This window comes from Mesorhizobium sp. M1329 (assembly GCF_040318035.1).
GTDB lineage: Bacteria > Pseudomonadota > Alphaproteobacteria > Rhizobiales > Rhizobiaceae > Mesorhizobium.
This window is the reverse complement of record NZ_JAMYLN010000005.1, coordinates 47467-72260: the sequence shown is the minus strand read 5'-3', so window position 1 is coordinate 72260 and position 24794 is coordinate 47467. Positions and strand designations below refer to the sequence as shown.

14 protein-coding genes are annotated in these 24794 nt (G+C 62.8%); 3 read left to right on the top strand and 11 right to left on the bottom strand.

What is annotated here, in order from left to right:
* Nucleotides 1-27: 27 nt before the first annotated feature.
* Complete coding sequence (gene preA / locus NKH21_RS06620; RefSeq protein ID WP_352863649.1) at nucleotides 28-1341, bottom strand: NAD-dependent dihydropyrimidine dehydrogenase subunit PreA; 1314 nt, start codon at nucleotides 1339-1341, stop codon at nucleotides 28-30.
* 2 nt (nucleotides 1342-1343) lie between these two features.
* Nucleotides 1344-2708, bottom strand: a complete 1365-nt coding sequence (locus tag NKH21_RS06615; protein WP_352564393.1) for an NAD(P)-dependent oxidoreductase — start codon at nucleotides 2706-2708, stop codon at nucleotides 1344-1346.
* 387 nt (nucleotides 2709-3095) lie between these two features.
* On the opposite strand from NKH21_RS06615, the gene NKH21_RS06610 reads away from it, so the two are divergent.
* Nucleotides 3096-3872 carry a VOC family protein gene (locus NKH21_RS06610; RefSeq protein ID WP_352564391.1) on the top strand — a complete coding sequence of 259 codons (777 nt, stop codon included), beginning with the start codon at nucleotides 3096-3098 and terminating at the stop codon, nucleotides 3870-3872.
* Nucleotides 3873-3989: 117 nt separating this feature from the next.
* On the opposite strand, the gene NKH21_RS06605 is transcribed toward NKH21_RS06610, so the two are convergent.
* Nucleotides 3990-4496, bottom strand: coding sequence for a hypothetical protein (locus tag NKH21_RS06605; RefSeq protein WP_352564538.1), 507 nt, complete (start codon nucleotides 4494-4496; stop codon nucleotides 3990-3992).
* Between the two features lie 180 nt (nucleotides 4497-4676).
* Between NKH21_RS06605 and NKH21_RS06600 the strand changes: the two genes are divergently transcribed.
* A complete protein-coding gene (locus tag NKH21_RS06600) occupies nucleotides 4677-5069 on the top strand; it encodes a DoxX family protein (protein WP_352564389.1) in 393 nt (130 codons plus the stop codon).
* A 15-nt stretch (nucleotides 5070-5084) separates the two neighbouring features.
* On the opposite strand, the gene NKH21_RS06595 is transcribed toward NKH21_RS06600, so the two are convergent.
* A complete protein-coding gene (locus NKH21_RS06595) occupies nucleotides 5085-7526 on the bottom strand; it encodes a GcvT family protein (RefSeq protein ID WP_352863646.1) in 2442 nt (813 codons plus the stop codon).
* A gap of 83 nt (nucleotides 7527-7609) precedes the next feature.
* The gene (locus tag NKH21_RS06590) at nucleotides 7610-9148 is read right to left on the bottom strand and encodes a trimethylamine methyltransferase family protein (protein ID WP_352564385.1); all 1539 of its coding nucleotides are present in this window, start codon (nucleotides 9146-9148) and stop codon (nucleotides 7610-7612) included.
* Between the two features lie 218 nt (nucleotides 9149-9366).
* On the opposite strand from NKH21_RS06590, the gene NKH21_RS06585 reads away from it, so the two are divergent.
* Complete coding sequence (locus tag NKH21_RS06585) at nucleotides 9367-9957, top strand: transglycosylase SLT domain-containing protein (RefSeq protein WP_352564384.1); 591 nt, start codon at nucleotides 9367-9369, stop codon at nucleotides 9955-9957.
* Between the two features lie 15 nt (nucleotides 9958-9972).
* On the opposite strand, the gene NKH21_RS06580 is transcribed toward NKH21_RS06585, so the two are convergent.
* The 6 genes from NKH21_RS06580 to NKH21_RS06555 form a co-directional block, all read right to left on the bottom strand.
* Nucleotides 9973-12396, bottom strand: a complete 2424-nt coding sequence (locus tag NKH21_RS06580; protein ID WP_352564382.1) for a dipeptide ABC transporter ATP-binding protein — start codon at nucleotides 12394-12396, stop codon at nucleotides 9973-9975.
* A gap of 64 nt (nucleotides 12397-12460) precedes the next feature.
* Entirely contained in the window at nucleotides 12461-13618 is a 1158-nt protein-coding gene (locus NKH21_RS06575; RefSeq protein ID WP_352564380.1) for an ABC transporter permease, read from the bottom strand.
* Between the two features lie 11 nt (nucleotides 13619-13629).
* Nucleotides 13630-14664 carry an ABC transporter permease gene (locus NKH21_RS06570; RefSeq protein WP_352564378.1) on the bottom strand — a complete coding sequence of 345 codons (1035 nt, stop codon included), beginning with the start codon at nucleotides 14662-14664 and terminating at the stop codon, nucleotides 13630-13632.
* Between the two features lie 221 nt (nucleotides 14665-14885).
* Entirely contained in the window at nucleotides 14886-16538 is a 1653-nt protein-coding gene (locus NKH21_RS06565; protein WP_352491081.1) for an ABC transporter substrate-binding protein, read from the bottom strand.
* A gap of 260 nt (nucleotides 16539-16798) precedes the next feature.
* Nucleotides 16799-22849, bottom strand: coding sequence for a translocation/assembly module TamB domain-containing protein (locus NKH21_RS06560; protein ID WP_352863642.1), 6051 nt, complete (start codon nucleotides 22847-22849; stop codon nucleotides 16799-16801).
* The gene (locus NKH21_RS06555; RefSeq protein ID WP_352564374.1) at nucleotides 22849-24774 is read right to left on the bottom strand and encodes an autotransporter assembly complex protein TamA; all 1926 of its coding nucleotides are present in this window, start codon (nucleotides 24772-24774) and stop codon (nucleotides 22849-22851) included. Before NKH21_RS06555 ends, NKH21_RS06560 begins: the two co-directional genes overlap by 1 nt.
* Nucleotides 24775-24794 lie beyond the last annotated feature (20 nt).

The window sequence follows — 24794 nt, the reverse complement described above, 5'->3', positions numbered from 1 at the left end:
CCGTGAACGCCGCTTTTTTTCGCAATGCTACTCCGCCGCCACCTTGGCCATCGGATTGTTCAGATGCGTCGTCCAGTTGGCATAGATCGGCGATACCGGCTTGCCGGTGCGCTGGTCCATCACGCCGGCCGCCAAAGGCTCCATGGTGATGCAGTTCTCGACCGGACAGACATTGACGCAGAGATTGCAGCCGACGCATTCGGCCTCGATCACTTCGAAATGCCTGACGCCGTCGACCATGCTGGTGATCGCCTGGTGCGAGGTGTCCTCGCAGGCGATGTGGCAGCGGCCGCATTTTATGCAGGCGTCCTGGTCGATGCGCGCCTTGGCGATGTAATTGAGGTTGAGGTACTGCCAGTCGGTGACGTTGGGCGTTGCGCGGCCGATGATGTCGTCGAGCGAGGCATGGCCCTTCTCGTCCATCCAGTTTTCCAGGCCGGCGATCATCTCCTGCACGATCTTGAAGCCATAGGTCATCGCCGCAGTGCACACCTGCACATTGCCGGCGCCGAGCGCCATGAACTCGGCGGCGTCACGCCAGGTGGTGATGCCGCCGATGCCGGAGATCGGCAGGCCATGCGTTTCAGGGTCGCGCGCGATCTCGGCCACCATGTTCATGGCGATCGGCTTCACCGCCGGACCGCAATAGCCGCCATGCGAACCCTTGCCGTCGATCGTCGGCTCCGGTGCGAAACTATCGAGATTGACGCCGGTGATCGAATTGATGGTGTTGATCAGCGACACCGCATCGGTGCCGCCGGCAAGGGCAGCGCGTGCCGGCTTGCGTATGTCGGTGATGTTCGGCGTCAGCTTGGTGATCACCGGCATACGGGTGTTGGCCTTGCACCAGCGCACCACCATTTCGATGTATTCCGGCACCTGGCCGACGGCGGCACCCATGCCGCGTTCCGACATGCCGTGCGGGCAGCCGAAATTGAGCTCTATGCCGTCGGCGCCGGTCTCCTCGACCACCGGCAGGATCGCCTTCCAGGCATGCTCCTCGCACGGCACCATCAGCGAGACGACGATCGCCCGGTCGGGCCAGTCCATCTTGACCTGCTTGATCTCGCGCAGATTGACCTGCAGGTCGCGGTCGGTAATCAACTCGATGTTGTTCAGGCCAAGCAGGCGACGATCTGCGCCCCAGATGGCGCCATAGCGTGGCCCGTTGACGTTGACCACCGGTGGGCCCTCTTCGCCCAGCGTCTTCCAGACGACACCGCCCCAGCCGGCCTTGAAGGCGCGGATGACGTTGTAGGCCTTGTCGGTCGGCGGCGCCGACGCCAGCCAGAACGGGTTCGGCGATTTGATGCCGACGAAATTATTGCGGATGTCTGCCATGCTCATGCCCTCCCGTTCGAGGTCAATGCCCGATGAATGCCTTCCGCAGCATCGCGGCCTTGCGCGACGGCCGAGACTGTCAGGTCGTCGCCGCCAAAGATGCAGTCGCCGCCGGCCCAGACGTTTGGCAGCGAGGTGCGGCCTTCGGCGTCGACCTTGATGCGGCCGGCTTCCAGCGCGATCTCCGCACCGCTGCCGTTGAGCGCAGCTGGGACAAAGCTCTGGCCGATCGCCTTGAACACTTGGTCGGCAGTCAGCGTCAGCCGCTCGCCGGTGCCGACGAGCCTGTCGCCGTCCATCGCGGTGTATTCGAGCTCGATCGCCGACACCTTGCCAGCGTCGGCAATGACCCGCTTCGGCTGCAACCAGTGCCGGATGATGACGCCGTTGGCGGCAGCCAGATCCTGCTCGAATTCGGAAGCATTCATGTGCTCAGGGCCGCGCCGATAGCAGATCGTCACCTCTTCGGCTCCGAGCAGCTTCGATTGCACCGCCGCGTCGATCGCCGTCATGCCGCCGCCGATGACGACAACACGCCGGCCGACCGGCAGGCTGGCCAGATCACTGGCCTGACGAAGCTCGGCAATGAACTCGACGGCATTGGTGACGCCTTGCGCCTCCTCGCCATCCGCTCGCAAGGCATTGACGCCGGCAAGCCCCATGCCGAGGAACACCGCATCGTAATTCCTGGTCAGGTCCGACAGCTGGTAGTCACGGCCGAGCGCCTTGCCGTTCTGGATGTCGATGCCGCCGATGGAGGTGACATAGTCGACTTCGGCCTGGGCGAAATTGTCGACGCTCTTATAGGCCGCGATACCGTACTCATTGAGGCCGCCGGGCTTCGGGCGGGCTTCCAGGATGGTCACGTCGTGACCGTGGCGGGCAAGCCGATGCGCGGCCGCAAGCCCGGCCGGTCCGGCGCCGACCACGGCGACCGTCTTGCCGGTCGGTTCGGAGCGCTTGTAGAACTGCTTGTTTTCGGCCATCGCGACATCGGTGGCGTAGCGCTGAAGGCGACCAATCTGCACCGGCTTGCCTTCTGCCACCTCGCGCACGCAGACCTCTTCGCACAGCGTCTCGGTCGGGCAGACGCGGGCGCACATGCCGCCCAAAATGTTCTGATCGAAAATAGTCTTGGCTGAGCCGATCGGATTGCCCGTCGAAATCTGGCGAATGAACAGCGGGATGTCGATCGAAGTCGGGCATGCATTCATGCACGGCGCGTCATAGCAGAAATAGCAGCGGTCGGACTCGACCAGCGCCTCGTGATGATCGAGCGGTGGATGCAGGTCGGCAAAATTATCGGCATATTGCTCCGGCGAGAGCCGCCCGCCGGCAATGCCTTGCTTGAACTGGCCTTCTGGCATCGTCAGTTCCCCATGTTCTTGTTTTGGGGAAGGCTAGCACGTTTTATTTTTTTATCAATTGGTCAATTTTCGCCGCAACCCGCTGAAAACCTTCAAAAAACATGATTATAATAGTCATGTTTTCCAAACGGCCATGCGTCACGAAGCAGGTACGGATTGGCTCTCTCGATGGCACAGCGCGACAAGTTCGGAAGTGAGCGAGATCCCGGCGCATGGATCAACAACCCCTCGTTGACTGCAAGCAAGATCGAAAACCGCAGGGCGCACAACCCGGTAACATTTCCAATTCGCCGCCATCTTTTTTGGTTGGCTGTCGGATTTTCGTCGTGAAGATCGTCCTAGAATGGATCGCGCATGATCGATGTACAAACCGCAAGGAGCACGACAATGCCACAGTCCCCCATGCCTTTCTTCTGGTACGAGCTGATGACCACCGATCTCGACGCCGCCGAGGCGTTTTACACCTCCGTGGTGGGCTGGAGGGGGCAGCCTTTCGAAGGGGCCCAGGGCATGCCGCGCTATATCGTCATGAATGTCGGCGAGCGCGGCGTCGGCGGGCTGATGACGCTGCCCGAGGACGCGCGCAAGATGGGCATGCCGCCGGCTTGGATCGGTTATATCCTCACCAGGGACGTCGATGCCGCAACGGCGTCCCTCAAGAAGGCTGGTGGCGCGGTTCACCGCGAGCCCGACGACATTCCTGGCGTCGGCCGCTTCGCCGTCGTTGCCGACCCGCAAGGCGCGATGTTCAACTTCCTGCAGCCCAGCGGCCCCGACCAGCCGCCGCTGCCGTTGACGACACCCGGCAACGTCGGCTGGCATGAGCTCTACACGTCAGACTGGAAGGCGGCGTTCGATTTCTATTCCAGCCAGTTCGGCTGGGAGAAGGGCGACGCCATGGACATGGGTCCGATGGGCGTCTACCAGCTTTTCGCCTTCGGCGCCGAGCCTGTTGGCGGCATGATGAACAAGCCCGAGCAGATCCCGGTGCCGGTCTGGCAGTTCTATTTCAACGTGCCCGGCATCGACGCGGCAGCCAAGCGCGTCACCGACAATGGCGGCAAGATCCTGATGGGTCCGATGGAGGTCCCCGGCGGCAGCTGGATCGTGCAGTGCACAGACCCACAAGGCGCCCATTTCGCGCTAATGGCACCGGTGCGGTAGCAACGTCGCGTCGCGATTGGCGAAACCGGCAGCAAAAACCGATCTCCCCCCTCGTGGGGGAGATGTCCGGCAGGACAGAGAGGGGCGCTGTCCCTCCAATCTAACGCTCTTTGAGAACTATTCCGGCGTCAGCACGGAAACTTTGAGATCGGGCTTCTTGGCGCCGCTGAGCTGGATGGTCGCCCGGCCGGCGGCTAGCTTGAAGCGCACGCTCTTGCGGATCCCCGGACAGGTTTTTATACCACTGGAAGCCGCCGACTTCACGGCTTTACCGTCCTGAACGACATCGATCCAGGCCTCATCAGACAGGCTGATCTGGAGTTTTCCCTCCGGGGGCACGGCCACGCTCGCCGTCGCGCCGAATGTACCGGCTGCCGGCGCGCGTTCCGGCGGAACGGTGAAGCTGATCGTGCCGACCGGCGCCAACGCCACATCTGCAGCCTCGCCGACCGAAAGGTCAGCGCCGGACTGCGCGGCGGGCGCCGCCGCAAACAGGGCCTCCTCGCGCGTCACTGGCCATTTGAAAGCAGCACAGCCGGCGTCGTCGGCCATGGCGACGCTGGTGCCTGCAAGGATGGCGAATAGGCTGACGACGACTTTTCTCATGGCAAACGGAACCCACATGGTTTGGAGTGTCTGGATCTCAGTACAACTATAGCGGTTTAAATACAGCCCTGGAGAGAAAAATATTGAAAGGACGAGGAACATTTCCATCACTGATTGTTGATGGCGGGCCATGCGAAGTGAATGGTCCCCTGCCGGGCGATAATCTATGGCCGGTTCGGGGGTGAAATGGAGTCTTAGATGAAGCTTTTCGACGGCCTTGCCAGATATCAGCCGCAGGCTCTGGCCGCATTGCGCATCATGACGGCACTGCAATTCATCGAACATGGTACGCAAAAGCTGTTCAATTTTCCCGCCGGCGACCATGCCGGTACATTGACCGGGCTGACGCTGACCGCTGGCCTCCTCGAATTCGTGGGCGGCATTCTCTTGGCGCCTGGGCGCTTCGCCCGGCCGGTCGCCTTCCTCCTGGCTGGCGAGATGGCGATCGCCTATTTCATGGCGCACATGCCGCGCGACTTCTTCCCCATCAACAATGGCGGCGATTCGGCGATCTCGTTCTGCTTCATTTTCCTCTATCTGGTGTTTGCCGGTCCGGGTGCCCTGGCCCTCGACAACCGGCGCAACAGCTGAGGCGTCGGCGCGTCTTCACCCACGCATCCGCTCGAAATTCGCGTCGAACAGCGGGATCGGCTGCATGCGCGCAGCGTGGCGTTTGCCCAGAATCTCGATCTCGAAGCCTTCAACTTCGTCGGCAATCTCTTTCGGCACATAGCCGATGGCGACGGATTTTTTCGAATGATGTGCGTAGCCGCCCGACGTGACCCAGCCGCGCACGGCACCGCCAAACCAGATTGGCTCGTCGCCGATGACGTCGGCATCGACAGTATCGACGACAAAGGCCCGCAGCCGCAGTCTGCCGCCGTGCTTGCGCTCCGCCAATGCGGCCTGCTTGCCAATAAAATCGGCCTGCTTGCCATAGGCAACGAAGCGGTCGAGCCCAGCCTCCAGCGGCCCGTAGATCGGCCGGTATTCGCGCGCCCATGAGCCGTAATTCTTCTCCAGCCGCAGCGCATTGAGGGCGCGCGAGCCGAACAGGCCGATGCCGAATTCCTCGCCCGCCGCCATCAGCGCCTGATAGGCGGTGCGCTGATATTCCGGCGCCACCCAGATTTCGTAGCCGAGATCGCCGGTGTAGCTGACGCGCCCGACCAGGCACGGCGCCATGCCGATGTCCATCCTGCTGATGGCCATGAACGGAAAAGCCGCGTTCGACACGTCAGATCGTGTGACCTTTTCAAGAAGCTTCCGCGCGCTCGGCCCGGCGATCGACGAGCCGGTGAGTTTTGCGCCGAGCGCCTCGATGCTGACAGAGCCGTCCTTCGGCAGATGCGCTTCGAACCAGCGCATATGGTACTGCTCGGCGACGCCGGAGCCGGCCAGGAACCAATCGCCATTTTCAGAATTTAGGCTGCTGAGATTGGCCAGCGTGAAATCGCCGATCAGCCTGCCGTCTTCCTTCAGCATCGGCGCCAGCGTCATGCGGCCGGGGCTTGGCAACTTGCAGGCAAGCAGGCGGTCGAGCCAGGCTGCAGCGCCCTCGCCGGTTACCCTGTATTTGGCGAATGACGAGATTTCCGAGAGACCAACGCCCTGCCGAACCGTCTCCACTTCTCTCGCCACATGCTCGAAATCGTTCGAGCGGCGCCAGGAGAATTCGTCCTTGACGCCTTCGGGCGCGTACCACAGCGGCACTTCCAGCCCATAGGCGACCCCCCATTGCGCGCCCTTGACCGACAACAGGTCGTAGACCGGTGTCGTCCTGAGTGGCCGTCCGGCCGGTAGTTCCTCGTTCGGGAAGCGGATCGAAAACCGCCGCGAATAGTTTTCGCGCACCTTGGCGTTGGTGTAGGCCATCGTCGCCCAGTCACCGTAACGCGACACATCCATCGCCCAGATATCGGCGCCGGGATCGCCCTCAATCATCCAGTTCGACAACGCCAGGCCGACGCCGCCTCCCTGCGAGAACCCCGCCATGACACCACAGGCCACCCAGAATCCCGGCAGGCCGCGCACCGGCCCGACCAGCGGATTGCCGTCCGGCGCGAAGGTGAAGGGACCGTTGATGATCTGCTTGATGCCGGTGTTCTGGAAGGCCGGGAAATGCCGGAACCCGACCTCCAGCGACGGCGCGATCCGGTCGATGTCGGGTTCGAGCAGCTCGTGGCCGAAATTCCACGGCGTCTGGAACTCGGACCATGGCCTGTTGGCCTTTTCGTAAGTGCCCATCAGCATGCCGCCGCGCTCCTGGCGCAGATAGAGCTCGCCGTCGAAATCGACCGCGTGGATGATCTCCGTGCCGGTCTTCTGGTTCCAGGCGGCGACTTCCGGCATGTCTTCGGTGATCAGGTACATGTGCTCCATCGCCAGCACCGGCAGCTCCAGCCCGACCATGCGGCCGACCTCGCGCGCCCACAGGCCGCCGGCGTTGACGACATGCTCGGCCACCACCTCGCCCTTGTTGGTAATGACGCGCCACAGTCCGTCGGCGCGTCGCACGATGTCCTCGACCTTGGTGAAGCGCTCGACCTCGGCACCAAGCTTCCTCGCCGCCTTGGCGTAGGCGTGGGTAACGCCGGACGGGTCGAGATGACCGTCCTCCTTGTTGCGCACAGCACCAACGAACTGCTTGGGATCGAGCAGCGGCATCAGCTCGGCCGCCTCATCAGGCGATATCTCCTCGAGGTCGATGCCGAGATAGCGACCCTTGGCGACGACGCCGCGCAGCCAGTCGAGCCGCGCCTCGGTCGCCGCCAGCAAGACGCCGCCGGTCAGATGCACGCCAGTCGCCTGGCCGGACAGCTCCTCGATCTCCTTGTAGAGCGAGATCGTGTATTTCTGCAGCTTGGCGACGTTGGGGTCGCCATTGATCGTGTGCATGCCGCCGGCCGCGTGCCAGGTCGAGCCGGAGGTCAATTCATCGCGCTCCAGAAGCACTATGTCGGTCCAGCCGTGACGGGCCAGATGGAACAGCACGGAGCACCCGACAACGCCACCGCCGATAACCACGACCTTTGCATGCGATTTCATGGGATTCTCGTCATTTCAAAGAGTTGGTTGGGTTTCATGATTCTGTAGGAGAAGAGAATGAATCCAAACAAGAAGAGCGGCGCTTAAGGCTCGCTTTGCCCGATCGCTTCCTTGCGCTTGGCCACATACGCCTCCAGCGCCTCGCGCCTGGAGATTTCCATCACCGGCTCGACATAGTCCTCTAGCGCCTTCTTCCACAGCCTCGTCGCACGCGCCGTGGCGTCGAGCCCACCGGCCTCCTCCCAGGCCTCGTAGTTCTGCCAGTTGGACAGAATCGGCTGGTAGAAGGCCGTGGCGTAGCGCTCCAGCGTGTGTGGCTCGCCGAAAAAGTGGCCGCCGGTCGGAACCGCACCCAGAGCCTCGACGGCAAGCTCGGCCTCGTTGACTTCGATCGGGCGCAAAAACTCCATCATGTGCTGGATCATCTCGACGTCGATGATGAACTTTTCGAACGACGCTGTCAGTCCGCCCTCCTGCCAGCCGGCGGCATGGTAGACGAGGTTGCCATGGCCGAGCACCGCGCCCCACAGCGCCATCAGCGTCTCATAGGCGCCTTGCGCGTCGGCGGCGTTGGAAGCCGAGCCCGGCGTCGTCCGGTAAGGCAGCCTGTAACGCCGCGCCAACTGTCCGGACGCGATATTCGCCTTGGTGTTTTCAGGCGTGCCGAACGCGGGCGCTCCCGATTTCATATCGACATTGGAGGTGAAGGCGCCATACATCACCGGCGCGCCGGGGCGGACGAGCTGCGTCAGCACCACGCCGAACAGCGCCTCGGCATTCTGCTGGGCGAGCGCGCCGGCAAGCGTCACCGGGCTCATCGCCCCCATCAGCGTGAACGGCGTTACCGCCACCGACTGGCCGAACTCGGCCATCGTCATCAGCCCCTCGGCCATCATCTCATCGAAGCGGCGCGGCGAGTTGACCGAAATGATCGTGGTGACGCCGGGATCGTCGCGCATCTCGTCAAGCGTCAGTCCGCGCGCGATTGCCATCATTTCGATGCCGTCGAGCGCCCTGCCGCGGCCGATAGCCGAGACGTGAAAGCTTTTGTCGGTCAGCGTCAGATTGGCGAAATAGGTGTCGAGGTGGCGGGAATTCGCCGGCAGTTCCATCGGCGCGCAGACCTGGTTGCCTAGCATGTGGATGCAGTTGAAATGCTGCGCCAGCCGGACGAGATCGGAATAATCGCGCAAATTGCCGGCACGGCGGCCGCGCTCCATGTCGTGCACATTCGGCGGCCCGGCGACGAGCGTGAAGTTGATGGTATTGCCGCCGAGGTGGACGGCATGGGCGGGATTGCGCGGCGTCAGCGTATAGCTGGACTGCGTCGTCTTCAGCGCTTCCTCAATCATGGCGCGATCGATGCGGACGTTCATCGTGGCATGATCGACCTTGGCCCCGGCCTTCTCGAACAGCGACAGCGCCCGCGGGCTCATCACCTCGATGCCGAAATTCTCAAGAATGTGCGTCGACGCCTGGTGGATCGCCTCGATCTGGTCGGCCGAGAGCATCGCCATCGGCGGATAAGGGTTTGTCACCCGCCTGAGCGGCAGTTGCGGGATGGCGGTCGGTCCCCTGTTGCTGGTTCGCTCGGCGCCGCGCTTGCGTCTTGGTTCGCTCATGCGGCGCATCAAAGCGCTGGCGCGAAGATCGAGCTGTCAAGAATCCGCCACCTGCGGGCGTGATTTTAGCCAAGGCGCCATTCCGGGAATTTCATATCGGTAAAAGCGACAACAAACGTCGGAATGTTCATACTTCCTCAGCGCCAGCCAAAACGGCCGACGAGCCGTTAAGAAACGCCGCAAGATTCCTTTTATGTTTTCAGCCTAATGCTCTTCCGATGCGTAGGTCGAGTTTTAGTAAAATTGTAGCGATTGCCGTGCCGCTGACGCTTTCGGCCTGCGCGACGCCGCCGAACCACATCAACGATGTCTGTGCCGTTTTCGACCAGAATGACGGCTGGTTCGACAATTGGCAGGCGGCGGCACAACGCGCCGAGCAGAAATACGGTGTGCCGGTTCCCGTGCTGATGGCGACGGTGCGCAAGGAATCCGGCTTCAAGAGCAACGCCAGGCCGCCGCGCACCAAGCTGCTGGGCTTCATTCCCTGGAAACATATCTCCAGTGCAACCGGCTTCTCGCAGGCGCTCGACGGGACCTGGGCGCAATACCAGAACGAGACCGGCAGCTGGGCGGCGCGCCGCACCAGGTTTGCCGATGCCGTCGATTTTGTCGGCTGGTATCATTCCAAGACCGCCGACACACTCGGCGTCGCCCGCAACGACACTTACAATCTGTATCTCGCCTACTATCTCGGCTGGAACGCCTATAAGCGCGGTAATCGCGGCGACGCTGACGTGCAGCGCTATGCGCACGCCACCGAGCAGATGGCCCAGGACTACGCCGCGCAGCTACGGCAATGCGCGCCCTAGCGTACTAGCGGCATTTCAGCCGCCCTTGGGTTTGCGCGGCCTGCGCGGAGCGTCCTCTGCCTGCCGTCCATCACCGACCGTCGGCGGCGTGATTGGTGCCACCGCGCTATCGGCAGGGCTTGAGGTCCCGCCGGTCTCTGAAACCTCGTCGCGAATCTCGTGACTTCGGGCTTTGGCGACCGCTTCGGCATTCTCCACTGCCTGGCCCTCGGCATCGGCTTCAACGCTGCCAGTCTTCCCATGCGGGCGCTTGGGCGGATCTCCGGCAAAGCCCGGGCCAACACCGTGGTTTGCATCCTCGGGCACGCCCTCATTCGCGGCGTGCTCCTTGTCGAATTTGATCACCGGCTCCATTTTCGCCAGCACGTCGTCGGACAGCCAGCACAGGCTCATATGGCCGTCGCCGAGATTTTTGACTGGCGGCACCGTAGTTTCGCAAAGATTGTCCGGCACCAGTTTCTTGTAGCCGCAGCGCGTCTGGAACGGACATCCCGAGGGCGGGTTCATCGCTGACGGAATGTCGCCTTCCAGCACGATGTGCCTTTTCACCACGCTGGTATCGGCAATCGGGATCGCCGACAGCAGCGCCTCGGTGTAGGGGTGATAGGGCGGCGAAAATATCTGGTCGGTCGTGCCTTGCTCGACGATATAGCCGAGATACATGACGACGACGCGGTCGGCGATGTAGCGCACCACCGACAGATCGTGGCTGATGAACAGCATCGTCGTCTTGTTCTTGCGCTGGATGTCCATCAAAAGCTCGGTCACCGCCGCCTGGACCGACACATCCAATGCCGAGACCGGCTCGTCGGCCACCACCACCTTGGCGTCGCCGGCAAAGGCGCGCGCCACGCCGATGCGCTGTTTCTGGCCACCTGAAAGCTGGCGCGGCTTGCGTGTCTCGAATGCTCTGGGCAGCTTCACCAGGTCTAGCAATTCCAGCATCCGCTTGCGCCGGTCGGCCACCGTGTTGCCGACATTGAACTTTTCCAGCGTGCGAATGATCTGCGAACCGACCGAATGGCTGGGATTGAGTGTGTCGAACGGATTTTGAAACACCATCTGGATCGACGATACCGTGTCGACGCTGCGCTTCTCGATCCCGGTCGACTGGATCTCCTTGTTGCCGAGCTTGACGCGGCCGGAACTTGCCGTTTCGAGGCCGAGCAGCACCTTGGCCAGGGTCGATTTTCCGCAGCCGGATTCGCCAACGATAGCGACGGTCTCGGATTCGCGCGCCATGAACGAGATCGTCTCATTGGCCTTGACGACACGGCCCTCGCTCGAGCCGAACACTTCGCTGCCGCCGACCTTGTAGTACTTCCTGAGGTCTTCGATTTGGAGCACCGGCGCACCGGGCACCACCCGCTCGTTCACCTTCTTGGCGCCGGGTGGCAGCGCCTCCCAGTCGATCTCGTTGAAGCGCACACAGCGCGAGAAATGCCCGTCATGGCCTTCGACCGCGATCATCGGAATTTCGGCGGCGTTGCAGACGCCCTCGACGAAATGGTGGCAGCGCGGGCCGAAATTGCAGCCCTTCGGCCGCTCGTGCGGTAGCGGCAACTGACCCGGGATGGATATTAGCGGCCGCGAATTCTTGTCGGCGCCCGGCAATGGGATCGAGCGGAACAGGCCTTGCGTGTAGGGATGGCGCATCCGGTCGAAGACGTCCTTGATCTTGCCCGTCTCCACCGCTTCGCCCGAATACATCACCGTGATGCGGTCGCAGGTCTCCAGGATCAGGCCCAGATTGTGCGACACGAAGATCATCGAGGTGCCGAACTTCTCGCCCAGCCCCTTGACCAGGTCGACGATACCGGCCTCAACCGTCACGTCGAGCGCTGTCGTCGGCTCGTCGAGCAGAAGCAGCGCCGGCTTCGACAGCAGCGCCATGGCAATGACGATGCGCTGCTGCTGGCCGCCGGAAAGCTGGTGCGGGTAGGAACGCATCATGCGCTCGGGATCCGGCAGCTTCACCGCGCGCACCATTTCCAAAGCGCGTTTGTAAGCTTCGTCCTTCGACACCTTGTCGTGGATCAGCGGCACTTCCATCAGCTGCTGGCCGACCTTCATCGCGGGGTTGAGGCTGGCCATTGGCTCCTGGTAGATCATGGCGATCTTGTTGCCGCGGATAGCGCGCAGTTCCTCGTCGGACAGTTCTCCCATGTCCTTGCCCTGGAACTTGATCTTTCCGCCGACGATCTTTCCGATGTTGGAGAGGTCACGCATGATACCGAGCGACACGGTCGACTTGCCGCAGCCGGATTCGCCGACAATACCCATTGCCTCGCCAGGCATGACCGTGCAGGAAAAATCCATGACGGCCGGGATCTCGCCCTTGCGGGTGAAGAAGGAGATCGACAGGTTCTCGATCTCGATGATCGGCCCATTGGTCGGCCCATTGGTCGGCTTGGCGGGATTTCGAACTGCCTCATTCATGGGTCGCTCCAATCCTTGTTCTTCAGGCATGTCGGGCCGAACCCGGCATCGATCTTTCCCGGTATCAATCTTTCATCGACTGTTCGCGCAGCGAATCCGCCAGGAGGTTGAGGCCGAGCACGAACGACATCAATGCGATCGTCGGCGGCAGCGCCGGGTGGATGAAGGAGCGCAGCAGCCGGCTGGCATCCTTGATCGCCGTGCCCCAGTCCGGACTTTCCGGCGCCAGTCCCAGCCCGAAATAGCCGAGTGTGCCGAGCAGGATCGTAGTGTAGCCGATGCGCAGGCAGGCGTCGACGATCAGCGGCCCGCGCGCATTGGGCAATATCTCCCACAGCATGATGTACCAGGGCGATTCACCCCGCGTCTGCGCCGCCGCAACATAGTCGCGCGTTTTGATGTCCATGACCAGGCCGCGCACGATGCGGAACACGCCCGGGCTGGAGGCGAACACCACCGCCACGAAGATGTTGAGCTGGTTGGGATCGATATGGATGATCTTGAACGGATCGGCATCGAAGACAAGGCCGGCATAGATCCAGCCGCCAACCACCAACGTCAGGCCAAGCAGGATATAGAGGCGGTCGGGTCGGTTCTTGTAGCGCGTCCAGAACAGCACGCTGAAGAAGATGATCGGAAATAGGAAGAACAGCCCGGCCATCGCGTAGGGGATCGGCGTGTCCATGATGCCCGGCGTCACCAGCAGGTAGAACAGCAGGATCACCGGGAAGGCCAGCACAAGGTTGGCGAGGAAGGACAGCACCGTATCGATCTTGCCGCCATAATAGCCGGCCGGCAGGCCGAGCGTTATGCCGACCATCAGTGCAAAACCGGTCGCCGCCGGCGCGATGATCAGCACGATCTGGCTGCCATAGACCATGCGGGAGAACACGTCGCGGGCGAGCTTGTCGCCGCCGAAATAATATACAAGTTTCGACGCCGGCTCGATCGCGCCCGGCAGCGCGTCCTTCATGATCGGCACTTGGGCGAGCGGATCGAAGGGCGAGATGGTCGACGCGAAGATCGCCGTAAACAGCCAGAACAGGCAGATGCCGACGCCAACGATGCCGACGCCGCTGTCGAAAAGCTGGCCGTAAAGGCCTAGCTTCTTCTTGTAGCCGAAGCTCGTCCCCATCACCAGGGCGAGAGCGATCCAGACCGGCCAGAAGCGGGTAAGCACGCCGAGTACGACGTTGAAGGCGCTGAGATATTCGACCTGCATCCGCCGGTCTCCTATTGAACTCTGATGCGCGGATTGAGGAACGCGTAGCCGACATCGGAGATGAGCTGTGTGATCAGGACGATAAACACCGAGACCAGCGAGCAGCCGAGCAGAAGATCGATGTCGTTGTTGCCGGCGGCCTCGACCAGCGTGTAGCCGAACCCCTGGTAGCGGAACATCACCTCGACGATGACGACGCCGGTGAGCAGCCAGGGAAACTGTAGCATGATGACCGTGAACGGTGCGATCAGCGCGTTGCGCAGAGCGTGCTTTATCACCACGCTGCCGAAGGAGAGGCCCTTGAGCCGGGCGGTGCGGATATACTGTTGCGTCATCACCTCGACCATCGAGGCTCGGGTCATGCGGGCGATGTAGCCGATGCCGTAGATCGCCAGCGTCATCACCGGCAAGGTGAAATTGTAGAAGGTGATGCCCTGGCTGGCCGAGGCCGCCGAACCGTTCAGTACGCCGAGCCAGGAGGCGAAGATGACGGTGAAGATGACGCCCGAAACATATTCGGGCGTCGCCGTCGAGGCGATCGAAGCCACCGACAATGTACGGTCGGTGCGTGAGCCCTCGCGCATGCCGGCGAGGATGCCAATCAAAAGCGAGATCGGCACCATTACGGCCAGCACGCAGAGCATCAGGATGCCGGTGGCACTGAGCGCCGGAAAGAGTTTCGAAGCGACCGTCGTCTTGAACTTGGTCGAGCAACCGAAATCGCCTTGCAGGATGCCGGAGAATGTCGGCACGACCGGATCGTTGCAGAAGGAGAAACGCTGCGCCGGCTTGCCGGTCGCCGGGTCGGTAACCGGCTGCTTGGGCACCACACCCAGCCATTGGCCATAGCGGACAAAGAAATTCTGCCGATAGCCATGGTTGACCAGCCAAGCTTCAAGCTGCTCGGCCGAGGTGTGCATTTCGGTCTGGCTGATCGCCAGCTTTTTCAGATTGGGCCCGAGATTGACCAGGAAAAAGACGATCATCGTCAGACACAGCATCGTCAATGCCATGGTGCCGAGACGCCTGATTACGAAAGAAAGCATGGCGGTCCCCTGCCGGTCGGGTTGGGGGTTCGAACCGGTTTGCAAGCCGTGCCCTGCCGTCAGCGGCAGAACAAGCCTTCAGACCAGTCCCAGATGCAATACCCTTTTTATTGCAGACCCAGGCCGAAGAGTCCGCAACTTTTTGCTGCGCCGACTTCCGGTCCAAGGACCATGCAAAGAGCGAGGGAAAGGGGCGAGACGCCCCTTTCCGGATCGTCCGGTCAGGCCTGTTCGAGCCAGACCTTGCCGTAGTCACGCTCGAAGGTCGGGTGCATCTTGTAGTTCTGCACCGCCTTGACCGAATGGCTGTAGAGCTTGCGCCAATAAGGCTGGATGATAATGCCGGAATCCTGCAGGATCTGCTCGATATCCTTCATCATTTCCTTGCGCTTGGCGGCGTCGGCAACTGCCAGCGCAGCGTTGAGCTTGGCGTCCCACTCCGGATTCGACCAGGCCGTCTCGTTCCAGGCTTCACCTGTGCGATAGCCGATCGCCAGAACCTGGACGCCGAGCGGCCGCATGTTCCAGTTGGTCATCGACAGCGGATACTTCGTCCAGTCGTTCCAGAACGTCGAACCCGGCAGCACCGTACGCTTCACCTTGATGCCGGCGTCGCGCATCTGCGCGGCGATCGCATCGCCTGTGTTCTTGTGCCAATCCTCGTCGACCGTGATCAGCTCGTGCTCGAAATCGGCCTGGCCGGCTTCCGCCATCAGCGCCTTTGCCTTGGCCGGGTCGCGAGCAACCTTCGGCAATTCGTAGTATTCCGGATGGATCGGGGCGACATGGTGGTTTTCGGCAACCGTGCCGGCATTGCCGTAGCCGAGCTGGAGGACGACATTGTTGTCGACTGCGAGCTGCAGGGCGTTGCGAACCTTCTGGTCGCCGTAAGGCTTGTTGGTCACATTGGTGCGACAGACGATCGTCGACGCGGTGACGATCTCCGACTTCACCAGGTCCATGCCGTCGAGGATCGACACATAGTCGGCTGACGTTTCGAAATTGGTATGGACTTCGCCAGCTTCGAAAGCGCTGACCATCGCCGCCGGATCGGTGCCGTAGTCGATGAACTCGATGCCGTCGAGGAAGACGTCACCATCCCACCATTTGTTGTCTTCGCGGCGCTTGTAGACCACTTTCTGGCCGACATCGTAGGAGACGAGCTCGAACGGCCCGGTGCCGATCGGGCAGGACTTGAAGTCGCCGCCTTTTTCGTCGAACGTCTTGTGGACAATGAGGCCGGGATAGTCGCACACGTTGGGAATGAGGGCGATATCCGGCTTGCTGAGCGTCAGCTTGATCGTGTGGTCATCGACCTTGGTCACCGCGCTCTCATCCAGCTTGTCGTCCTTGACCAGAGAACCGAGGCGACCGGGCATGGAATTGCCTTCGGCCTTCTTGTCGGCCCAACGCTTGAGGTTGAAGATGACGTCGTCTGCGGTGAACGGATCGCCGTTGTTCCAGGTGACGCCCTTGCGCACATGCAGCGTGTATTCGGTAGCGTCGTCATTCACGTCCCAGCTCTCCAGCAGATAGGGGCGGAATGTATATTCGGTTGTATATTTGACCAGCGGCTCGAGCGCCTGACGCTCGGCATTGGCGATTTCCGACCAGTCGGACTTGCGCGGATCCTTCGGATCCTTGATCCATTGCGCGACCTTCAATACGCCGCCTTTCTTGCCCTGGACCTCTTCCGCCCTGGCCGGCGTCGGGTCTGCAAGGCCAAGCATGCCATAGGCCATCGCCGTCGACGCGCCGAAGACGCTGGCGAGAGCCAGAAATTCGCGACGATCCATCTTGCCTGCCTTGGCGTCTTCGGCCATGGCTAGGATGTGATCGGGAACGCGGTCGCCGTTACTCTTGTAGATCGTCATGACTAACTCCCATTGTTGGCTTTCTGCCTTTTAACATTCCGCATTCGCGCCATGATGTCAAAGACGGCGCGGATTGGGAACATGCTAAGGAATGTGCAACTTTGAAAGCAGGGCGGTTCGCGCGATAACGACAGTCTTGGCGCAAATTTGCTACTGCGCCAGGGATTTCGTCCGAAATCTCAACGGGCGATTAAACTGGGACATTCGCCGCTGCGCCGCTCGTTCTTCGGAGACCAACTGTCCTGCGCGAACGGCCTGTTTCAATATTCTCGTTCGTAGAAAACACCGCCTTTGGCTTCGCCGGCGTCGGTTGCCTCACCACGCAGCTTGACGCCGCGCCCAACGTCGAGATCGACGGTTGCCTTGCCCGAACCCGGCCTATCGCCCTTCTGGATCGTCACGTAGGTGCGGTCGTTGAGATACTTGCCCGCCGAGACGGCGGTGCCGCCCTGTTCGTCGGTGATTACGTCGAGATCGTCGACGCCGATCGCGCTGCGCAGGTTCTGCAGCAGGGAGGTCGAGCCGCCGACGCCGGCCAGTTGTCCGGCAGCCTCGGCAAGCTGCGCGATCTGCAGCGGCGACAGGTTCGACATCGAACGGCCGAAGATCAGCTGCGCCAGCACCTCGTCCTCCGGCAGCGCAGGTACCGAGGAGAAGCTGAATTTCGGGTTGTTCGCCTCGCCCGACACCACGATGGTCACGGTGGCGCTGGTCGTCTTCGATTGCGCCGTAAGGTTGAGGTAGGGCACCAGAGAGCCGGAGAAGCCGACTGTGCCTTCGGTGAAGGTCAGCCGCTTGGCAAGGATCGTCAGCCGCCCGCGCCGCAAGGTGAAGGTGCCGATCGCCTGGGGTGACGATGCCGGACCGGTCAGCCGCAGCGAACCGCCGAGCTCGGCGTCGACACCCCTGCCCTGGATGAAGATCTGGCTCGGCGCATTGACCGTGACGTCGAGGTTGAGGCCGCTGCCTCCACTGCCGTTGCTTGCTGCGGCCGGGCGCAACGCCTTGTCCTGCGCACGCACGGCGGCCGGCGCATTCTTGTGCTTGACGTTGAGCTCGGCCAGCGAACCGGGCAGCTTTTCGGGTACGGTGATGACGGTCTTGGCCAGATTGACGGTACCGGAAATCACCGGCGCGGAGGTGAGCGGTCCCTTGACGGTCAGGTCGCCGCCAAGATTGGCGGTGACCACCTTGCCGTCGGTATAGCGGCCGTCGACGAGCTTGATCGACAGATCGGCCGGAAAGCCCTTAGCCGGATCGATGCCGACGGTGCCGCTGGCCGAAAGGCTGCCGCGCGTCGACGGCGTGCCGGTCAGGCGATTGATCCTTGCCACGCCGCCACCGATGGCGACGTCGGCAGTGATGTCGTTGATCGCAAGCCCCGAGCGCGCGTCGAGCAGGCGGGCGCCTGACGTGCGGACTGTGCCTGAGATCACCGGCGACGTCGCCGGGCCGCGTACCTGCAGATCGACGTCGGCCGTGCCGCTCAAGGACAGGCCTTGTGCGGCGAGTGTCCTGGTGAGAAAGGCGAACGGCACCTTGCCGGAAAAATTGAGATCAAGGGTGGGCGCGCCTGATGTCGTCATCGTGCCGCCGCCCTTGAGGCCGAGGCCAGCGGCATCGCTCATGTTGGCGTCGAACGTCAGTCTGTTGCCCGAATACGTACCTGAGGATGAAACGCCCATGCCGCCGAAACCTGCACCACGGGTCTGCGACGTCTGAACGCCTGCGGCGTCAATCTTGAAGGCAACGGCCGGATTGGCCGGCACGCCCGTCACCTTCACAGTGCCCGAGATGGAACCGGCGGCATCGAGGCCCGGCGAAAAACTGTTGGCTATCGAGATCGGTACGCGCGCCAGCGTCGCGTTGAGGTCGAGCGCTTGCCCAGCCTTGCCCGTGACCGTCGCCGTGCCGCCGCCGAGGTTGAGCACCAGCCTGTCGAGGCTGGTCACTCCATTAGCGATGTTGATGGTCGAGGCCTGGGCGATGGCCGCCTTGATGCCGCGGATGGTCGCCTCGCCGGAGGCAAGTTCGACCGTCGTCGTACCCTTGACTGCCTTGACCCGGCCGGCGGCCTTCAGCGGAATATCCTTGACGGAGGCGCCACCGGAAAAGCCGGTCCATTCGCCGTCGCGCTTGAGATCGACGTTGACGCCCCGAATAGCCGTGCCGCCGGAAGTTACGCTCTCGGCACGGATTTTGCCCGAGATCACCGGTGCCGCCAGATAGTTGGCGATCAGCGCATCGATGCTCACGGCCTTGGCCGAGACATCGCCGCGCGAGATCGAGGCCGTTGTCGCCTTGACGGCGACCTGTGGCACGGTGCCCGCCTTGGAGAAGGCGATCGTGCCGCGTACATCGCCATCGGCCTTTTCCAGTGCCAGGGCCGCAAGCGGACCGATATCGGGCAGGTCGAGTGCCACGGTGCCGGCTGGCACAAAGGCATCGTCGAGCGCCAGGTCGCCGGAGACACGGTTCTTGCCGAGCGACAGCAAAAGCCCGTTGATGGCGCGTTTGCCGTCCGATGTCGCCAGCACAGCGCTGCCCTGCAGCGGTTGGCCGCCGACATTTCCGGTGAGTTGCACATTCGCAGCCGGGTTGGCGGCATCAGCCTTGCCGGTGGCGGTGAGCTTCAGCCCGGTGATCTCGCGTGCGGCCACCGAAAGCTTGTCGCTGTTGACAGTCAGCGACAGATCCGGCGCGGTGCTGGCGCCTTGCGCATTCAGCGCGAAAGAAATGGCGCCTTGAGCGTCCTTGGATAGCAGCGAGACGTCGCCCAGCGCGCCTTTGACGTCGGCGCTGAGCTTGTTGTCGGCAAGGCTCGCCTGCCCGCCTGCCGTCAGCGAACCAGACGACAGCCTGACTGTGTTGGCGATGACATTGCCGTTGGCGTCACGCTTCAGCGCGGCACTGAATTGCGTTCGCTCGGCGAGCACGCCACGCACCGCCCCCGGCAGTGCCGCCGAGGCGGCGTCCGCCTTGACATTGAGGTCGATGGCGCCGTCGGCCAGCGAGACCCGCCCGTTGAAGCCGCTGTTCAACGCGTCGCTGGTCACCGTGCCGCTATCGACGACGATGGCATCGGCGGCAAGGCTGCCGGCGAGTTTGGCGGTGACCTTGCCGGCGATCAGCGGCGCGATGGTCGGATTGTCGAGGCCGATTTTTTCAGCGATCACCGAGCCGGAGATCGGCCCGCTCCGGGCTTTCACGTCGAAGCGGTCGGAGTGCAGCGCAAGCGTGATGCCCTCGATCTTAGCTAGATTGGTGGCGGCCGATGGCAGCGTCGCGGAGATGTCGAGCTTCGGCTGGGTGCCCTGCCCGGCCGCCTTCAACGACAGTGCCTGCAGCTCGAGCTTGATCGGGCTCGCCTTGCTGCCGAGCGACAGCGGCAGACTCGGGCCGGTGGATGCGAGGTCGAGCGAGAAATCGCTGGCGCCATTCGGATTGATGGTGCCGGCTGCCTTGCCGGAGATTTTCTCGCCGGCAAGCGTCGCCTGCTCGATGGCGAGGCCGCTGGCCGACGAGAAATGGCCTGCCGCATCGAGATTGAGCGGCCCGAGCCCAGCCTGCCGGGTCTGGCTGGTTTCGGCGCCGCTGAGCCGGGCGTTGAAGCGAATATCTGGGGCAGCCGACGATCCCGTGACCTGCGCGGTGCCGCTGAGCGCGCCCACGGCATCGAGGCCTGGTGAAAAATCATTGGCAAGTGCTGCCGGCAGCGCCGACAAGGTGGCAGCGAGATCGAGCGTCTGGCCAGCCGTACCCGACACAGCAACCGAACCGCCGCCGACACCGAGCGCCAGTTTCTCTATGCTCACCATGCCATTGGCGATTGTTAGCGCCGATGGCTGCGCGATAGCTGTCTTGATGCCGCGGATGGTCGCCTCGCCCGAGGCAAGCTCGATGCTGGTGGTGCCGTTCGCCACCCTGACCCGCCCGGACGCGCTGGCCGGAATGCTGGCGACCGTGGCGCCGCCGGTAAAGCCGGTCCAGTCGCCATTGCGCTTCAGGTCGACATCGATGCCGCTGATCACCGTGATTCCGGAGGTGATCGAGTCGGCCTTGATCTTGCCGGAGATTGCCGGTGCACTGAGATAATTGGCGACCAGCGCGTTGACAGCGATTGTCTTTGCCGCCAGTTCGCCGCGCGAGACCGCGGTGCTCGTCGCATCGATCGCGACCGTCGGCGCTCCGTCGTCGTTCGCAAAGCGGATGGTGCCGCGCACGTCGCCGGCTACCGTTTGGCCGGCAAGTCTGGCCAGCGGAGCAATATCGGCGGCATCGAGGGTCAACGTGCCGAGCGGCAGCAGGTTGTCGTCGAGCCCGAGGTCGCCGGAGACCCTGTTGTCGGCCAACGAGACGGCAAGTCCATTGATGGAGCGCTTGCCGTCGGTTGTTACCAGCGATGCCTTGAGGTCGAGCGGCTGGTCGTCGACCGAGCCGGTCAGCGAGACATCGGCGGCGGGACTGGCGATATCGGCCTTGCCGCTCGCACTCAGCTTGATCTGCTTCACAGCATGACCGGACGCCGTCAGGCTGTCGCTGTTGGCCGAAACCGAGAAATTCGGTGCGCTGCGCGCGCCGCTTGCGGTCAGCGCGAAACCGACCGCGCCGCCGACCTTGGCGCCGACCAGCGGCGACAGCACCGACACGTCGCCCAGCGTGCCTTTGATATCGGCCCGGATATCGGTGCCCTGCGCACTGGCGGTGCCGCTGGCGCTAAGCGTGCCTGAGGTGAGTTGCAATGCGTTGGCGGCGAACGCACCATCCGGGTCGCGTGTCGCGGTTGCGGAAAACTGCACGCGCTGGCCGAGAACCGAGCTGATCTGGGGCGGCAGCGCCGTCGAGGCCGCGTCGGCATTCATTTTGAGCGTCATCGACAGATCGGCAAGCGCTACTGTGGCCGTCACGGACGCATTGAGGGCGTCGCTGCGCAGCGTGCCTTCGTCGACGACGACCTGTTCCTTGCTGACCGAGCCGGCGAGACCGGCGCTGACCCTGCCCGTTACCAGCGGCGCCAAGGTCGCGACGTCGGTGTTCAGGCCGGCCGCCGTCAGCTTGATGGTGACGGGCCCGCTACGGTTCTGGATGTCGAAGCCGTCGGAATGCACTTGCCCGATCAGGTCGTCCACCCGCGTGCCGCCCGCCACCACCGAGACCAGCGACGCGCCGATATCCACCATCGGCGCCTTGCCATCGCCGAAAGCGCGGGCCGTGGCATCCTTGATCGCCACGGTTATCGGCTGCGCCTCGCTGCCGAGGCTGAGCACGATCGGCGGCCCCTTTGCGGCGAGCTTCACCGAAAGGTCGCTGGTGCCGTTCGGATCGACAATGCCAGCGGCGGTAGCGTGGATGGCGCCGCTGTCGATATTGGCGCGCTCGACATCGACGCCGCCGGCCGCGGTCGCTGTGCCGGCGAGGTCGAAGCTGGTCTTGCCGGCAAACAGCGGTTTCAGGGTTTCGGGCAGGAAGCGCTCGAATTCGCCATCGCCATTGGCCTCGACATAATGACCCTTGTCGGTGAGTTGATGGCGACCGGTAAGCTGGGTGACGATCCGGCCGTCGACAACGAAGGTCCCGATGCCATTCCAGTTGGCGAGCGGTCCGGTGCCGGAAACGACAATGTTGACCGGCGGCGCGCCCGGCAGGTTGAGCAGGTTGGCGATGATGCCGCCGGCCGGCTCGGATGCCTTAAGGTCGAGATCGAGTTTGTTGTCGGCCGGCGCGAAATGGGCTTTGGCGTCGACCATGCCTTGCTTGCCGTCATGGCGAACGATCTTGAGGTTGGTCTCGATCGCCAACGGTGAGGCGTCCGCCTTGAGTGCCCCCTTGGCTGCAAGTTCGGCGACACCGCTGCCGGCCAGAGCCTGCCCGAGCGCGATTTCGGGAAGGTCGAGTTGCCTGACGTCGATGGAAACCGGCAGCGTCGTCGCTCCGCCTTGGCTCGGCTGTGTACTGGCCACCGGCAGCCTTGCCAACTCGATACGCTCTGCCCCGATGCGATCGGCGCTGAAGCTCTTCGACAGGAGTGCCAGCGGCGACCAGTCGACGGCCACCTTGCGTGCCACCATCCAGGCGCCTTCGCGATCCTCCAGAACGACATGATCGACCCTCAGCGCGCCCGACCAGATGCCGTCGATGCCGACGACAGTGACCTTGCGATCACCGGTCGAGGCCATGGTCGAGATGATGCCGGCAAGGTTTTCGCGGCCGCCCTCGGTTTTGGTCAACACGACGAGCGCCCCCACCGCCGCTGCCGCGACGATGAGCAGCGTGTAGAAAAGGATACGGAGGATGCGCTTGAATATTGCCATCAGAATGCCTGGCCGATGCCGGCATAAATGCCGAAATGAGGATCGTCGGGGCCGCGGTTGAGCGGCACTGCCGCGTCGATGCGCAGCGGCCCGAACGCCGTCAGATAGCGCAAGCCTACACCCGCGCCGACCTTCATGTCTGAAAAATCGGGGACCTGCCTGGTCGACACCGTGCCGGCATCGACGAACGGCACGACGCCGATCTTGTCGGTGACGGCGATGCGCATTTCGACCGAGGTCTCGAAGAAGGAAAGCCCGCCGATCGGCTCTCCGTTGCTGTCCTTCGGGCCTATGCCTTGATAGGCATAGCCGCGCACCGAACCGCCGCCGCCTGAGTAGAAGCGTCGATCTGCCGGAACATCTTGAAGACCGGCGCCGATGATCGAGCCGATGGCGACACGTTCGGCGAAAACGAATTTCGAGGCCGAATCGAGCGACTGGTAGGCCGACCCCTCGCCCTTCAGCTTGACGAACGCAGCCCCGCTCAAAATGTCGTAGCTCGGCTCGCCATAGGCCAGCACCCTGAAGCCGCGGGTCGGATTGAGCTTGCTGTCGCGATTATCGTAGACATATTGCAGTGGAATGCTGGCGATCAGATAGGTGTGCTTGCCGAAAGCGTCGTGGATCCTCGAATAGTCCAGCGCGACTTGCGCGGAAACCGTCTGCTTCTTGTCGAGTTCGTAGGATAGGCCGGTGCTGCCCTTGACCGAGAAATGGTCGTAGGCGTCGGGGTGCTCCAAAACGGTATTGACGCTGGCAATGAATTTCGACGCCGGCCCGACGACGCCCGGCTTTTCGAACATGACGCCGGCATTGTAATTGAGCTGGGTCAAGTCGTTGCTGCCGATGCCGCTGATCTTGCCGTCGATGCGCAGCTTTTCGGCGCGGCCAAACAGATTGCGGTGCCCCCAATAGCCTTCGAGGCCCAGCCCTTCGGTATTTGAGAAGCTGCCGCCAATGCCGAAATAGCGTGGCTTGCGTTCGCTGACCTCGACACCGATCGGGATATTGCCCTCGGCGTCGAGCGCGTCGGCTTCCTTCACCGTCACGCTGTTGAAGACCTCGAGCCCGAGCAGCCGGTCGCGCGCATCGTCGATCTCATCGGGCGAATACTGGCGGCCGCGCTTCAGGCCGGTCATATATTCGGTGAAGTCGCGGTCGACCTTTTCGGTGCCCTCGACAGTGGTGTCGCCATAGCCGGCGACCGGCCCGGCCGCGACGGTGAGCGTCACGTCGAGCGTCGAACCGGCGTGCTCGGCGACGATCTCGCGGCCCGTCACCTTGGCCAGCGGCCTGCCTTCTTGCTTGAGTGCCCGCACGATCGCCGCCTCGGCCTTGAGCACGGCGCCCGAACTGGCGTCACCCCCGGCGATCAGGCCGAAATCGGCACTTGCCAGCCCCGCCGCATCGCCTTTCAGCCTGATGTTGCCAAGCGTGAATTTCGGCCCGGCCGCTATGCTGATCACCACCGGTATCGGCTGCGGACCCGAAAACTCGGCATCGGGCGGCAGATCGTCGAGCGGCTTGCCCTGAATAGTGATGGTGACGACACCCTCGTAGCGGGCGTCCGCGTAGAGCGCGGCGACAAGTTGCTCACGGTCGCTGCGCGCCTTGGCCAGCAGGCCGAGAGAACCGGATACCGGGTGTTCCTCGTCGGCCTTCAGCGCCGAGGCGTTTTCGAGCTTCTCGACGAGATCCTTGTCGGCGTCCGGCGCCTCGATCGTCACCGCATAGCGCAGCGGGTCGACGATATCGGCATCTTCGTCTTTGGATCCCCACAGCTTGATGCCGAAAATCTCGAAGGCTGCCGCACTTCCGGTTTCGGCAACAAGTGCCGTCGAGCACAACAATGCGAAAAGCAGGGCGCGCGAAAGCGCGCGCCGTGGCGCGGTTCCTCCCGACATCTGCCTTTCATACGCCGGCATTACGCTCCTAGCCTAACCCG

Coding starts and splice junctions, on each gene's coding strand:
- preA (WP_352863649.1), bottom strand. CDS start 1,341: ATGGCAGACATCCGCAATAATTTCGTCGGCATCAAATCGCCGAACCCG.
- NKH21_RS06615 (WP_352564393.1), bottom strand. CDS start 2,708: ATGCCAGAAGGCCAGTTCAAGCAAGGCATTGCCGGCGGGCGGCTCTCG.
- NKH21_RS06610 (WP_352564391.1), top strand. CDS start 3,096: ATGCCACAGTCCCCCATGCCTTTCTTCTGGTACGAGCTGATGACCACC.
- NKH21_RS06605 (WP_352564538.1), bottom strand. CDS start 4,496: ATGTGGGTTCCGTTTGCCATGAGAAAAGTCGTCGTCAGCCTATTCGCC.
- NKH21_RS06600 (WP_352564389.1), top strand. CDS start 4,677: ATGAAGCTTTTCGACGGCCTTGCCAGATATCAGCCGCAGGCTCTGGCC.
- NKH21_RS06595 (WP_352863646.1), bottom strand. CDS start 7,526: ATGAAATCGCATGCAAAGGTCGTGGTTATCGGCGGTGGCGTTGTCGGG.
- NKH21_RS06590 (WP_352564385.1), bottom strand. CDS start 9,148: ATGAGCGAACCAAGACGCAAGCGCGGCGCCGAGCGAACCAGCAACAGG.
- NKH21_RS06585 (WP_352564384.1), top strand. CDS start 9,367: ATGCGTAGGTCGAGTTTTAGTAAAATTGTAGCGATTGCCGTGCCGCTG.
- NKH21_RS06580 (WP_352564382.1), bottom strand. CDS start 12,396: ATGAATGAGGCAGTTCGAAATCCCGCCAAGCCGACCAATGGGCCGACC.
- NKH21_RS06575 (WP_352564380.1), bottom strand. CDS start 13,618: ATGCAGGTCGAATATCTCAGCGCCTTCAACGTCGTACTCGGCGTGCTT.
- NKH21_RS06570 (WP_352564378.1), bottom strand. CDS start 14,664: ATGCTTTCTTTCGTAATCAGGCGTCTCGGCACCATGGCATTGACGATG.
- NKH21_RS06565 (WP_352491081.1), bottom strand. CDS start 16,538: ATGACGATCTACAAGAGTAACGGCGACCGCGTTCCCGATCACATCCTA.
- NKH21_RS06560 (WP_352863642.1), bottom strand. CDS start 22,849: ATGGCAATATTCAAGCGCATCCTCCGTATCCTTTTCTACACGCTGCTC.
- NKH21_RS06555 (WP_352564374.1), bottom strand. CDS start 24,774: ATGCCGGCGTATGAAAGGCAGATGTCGGGAGGAACCGCGCCACGGCGC.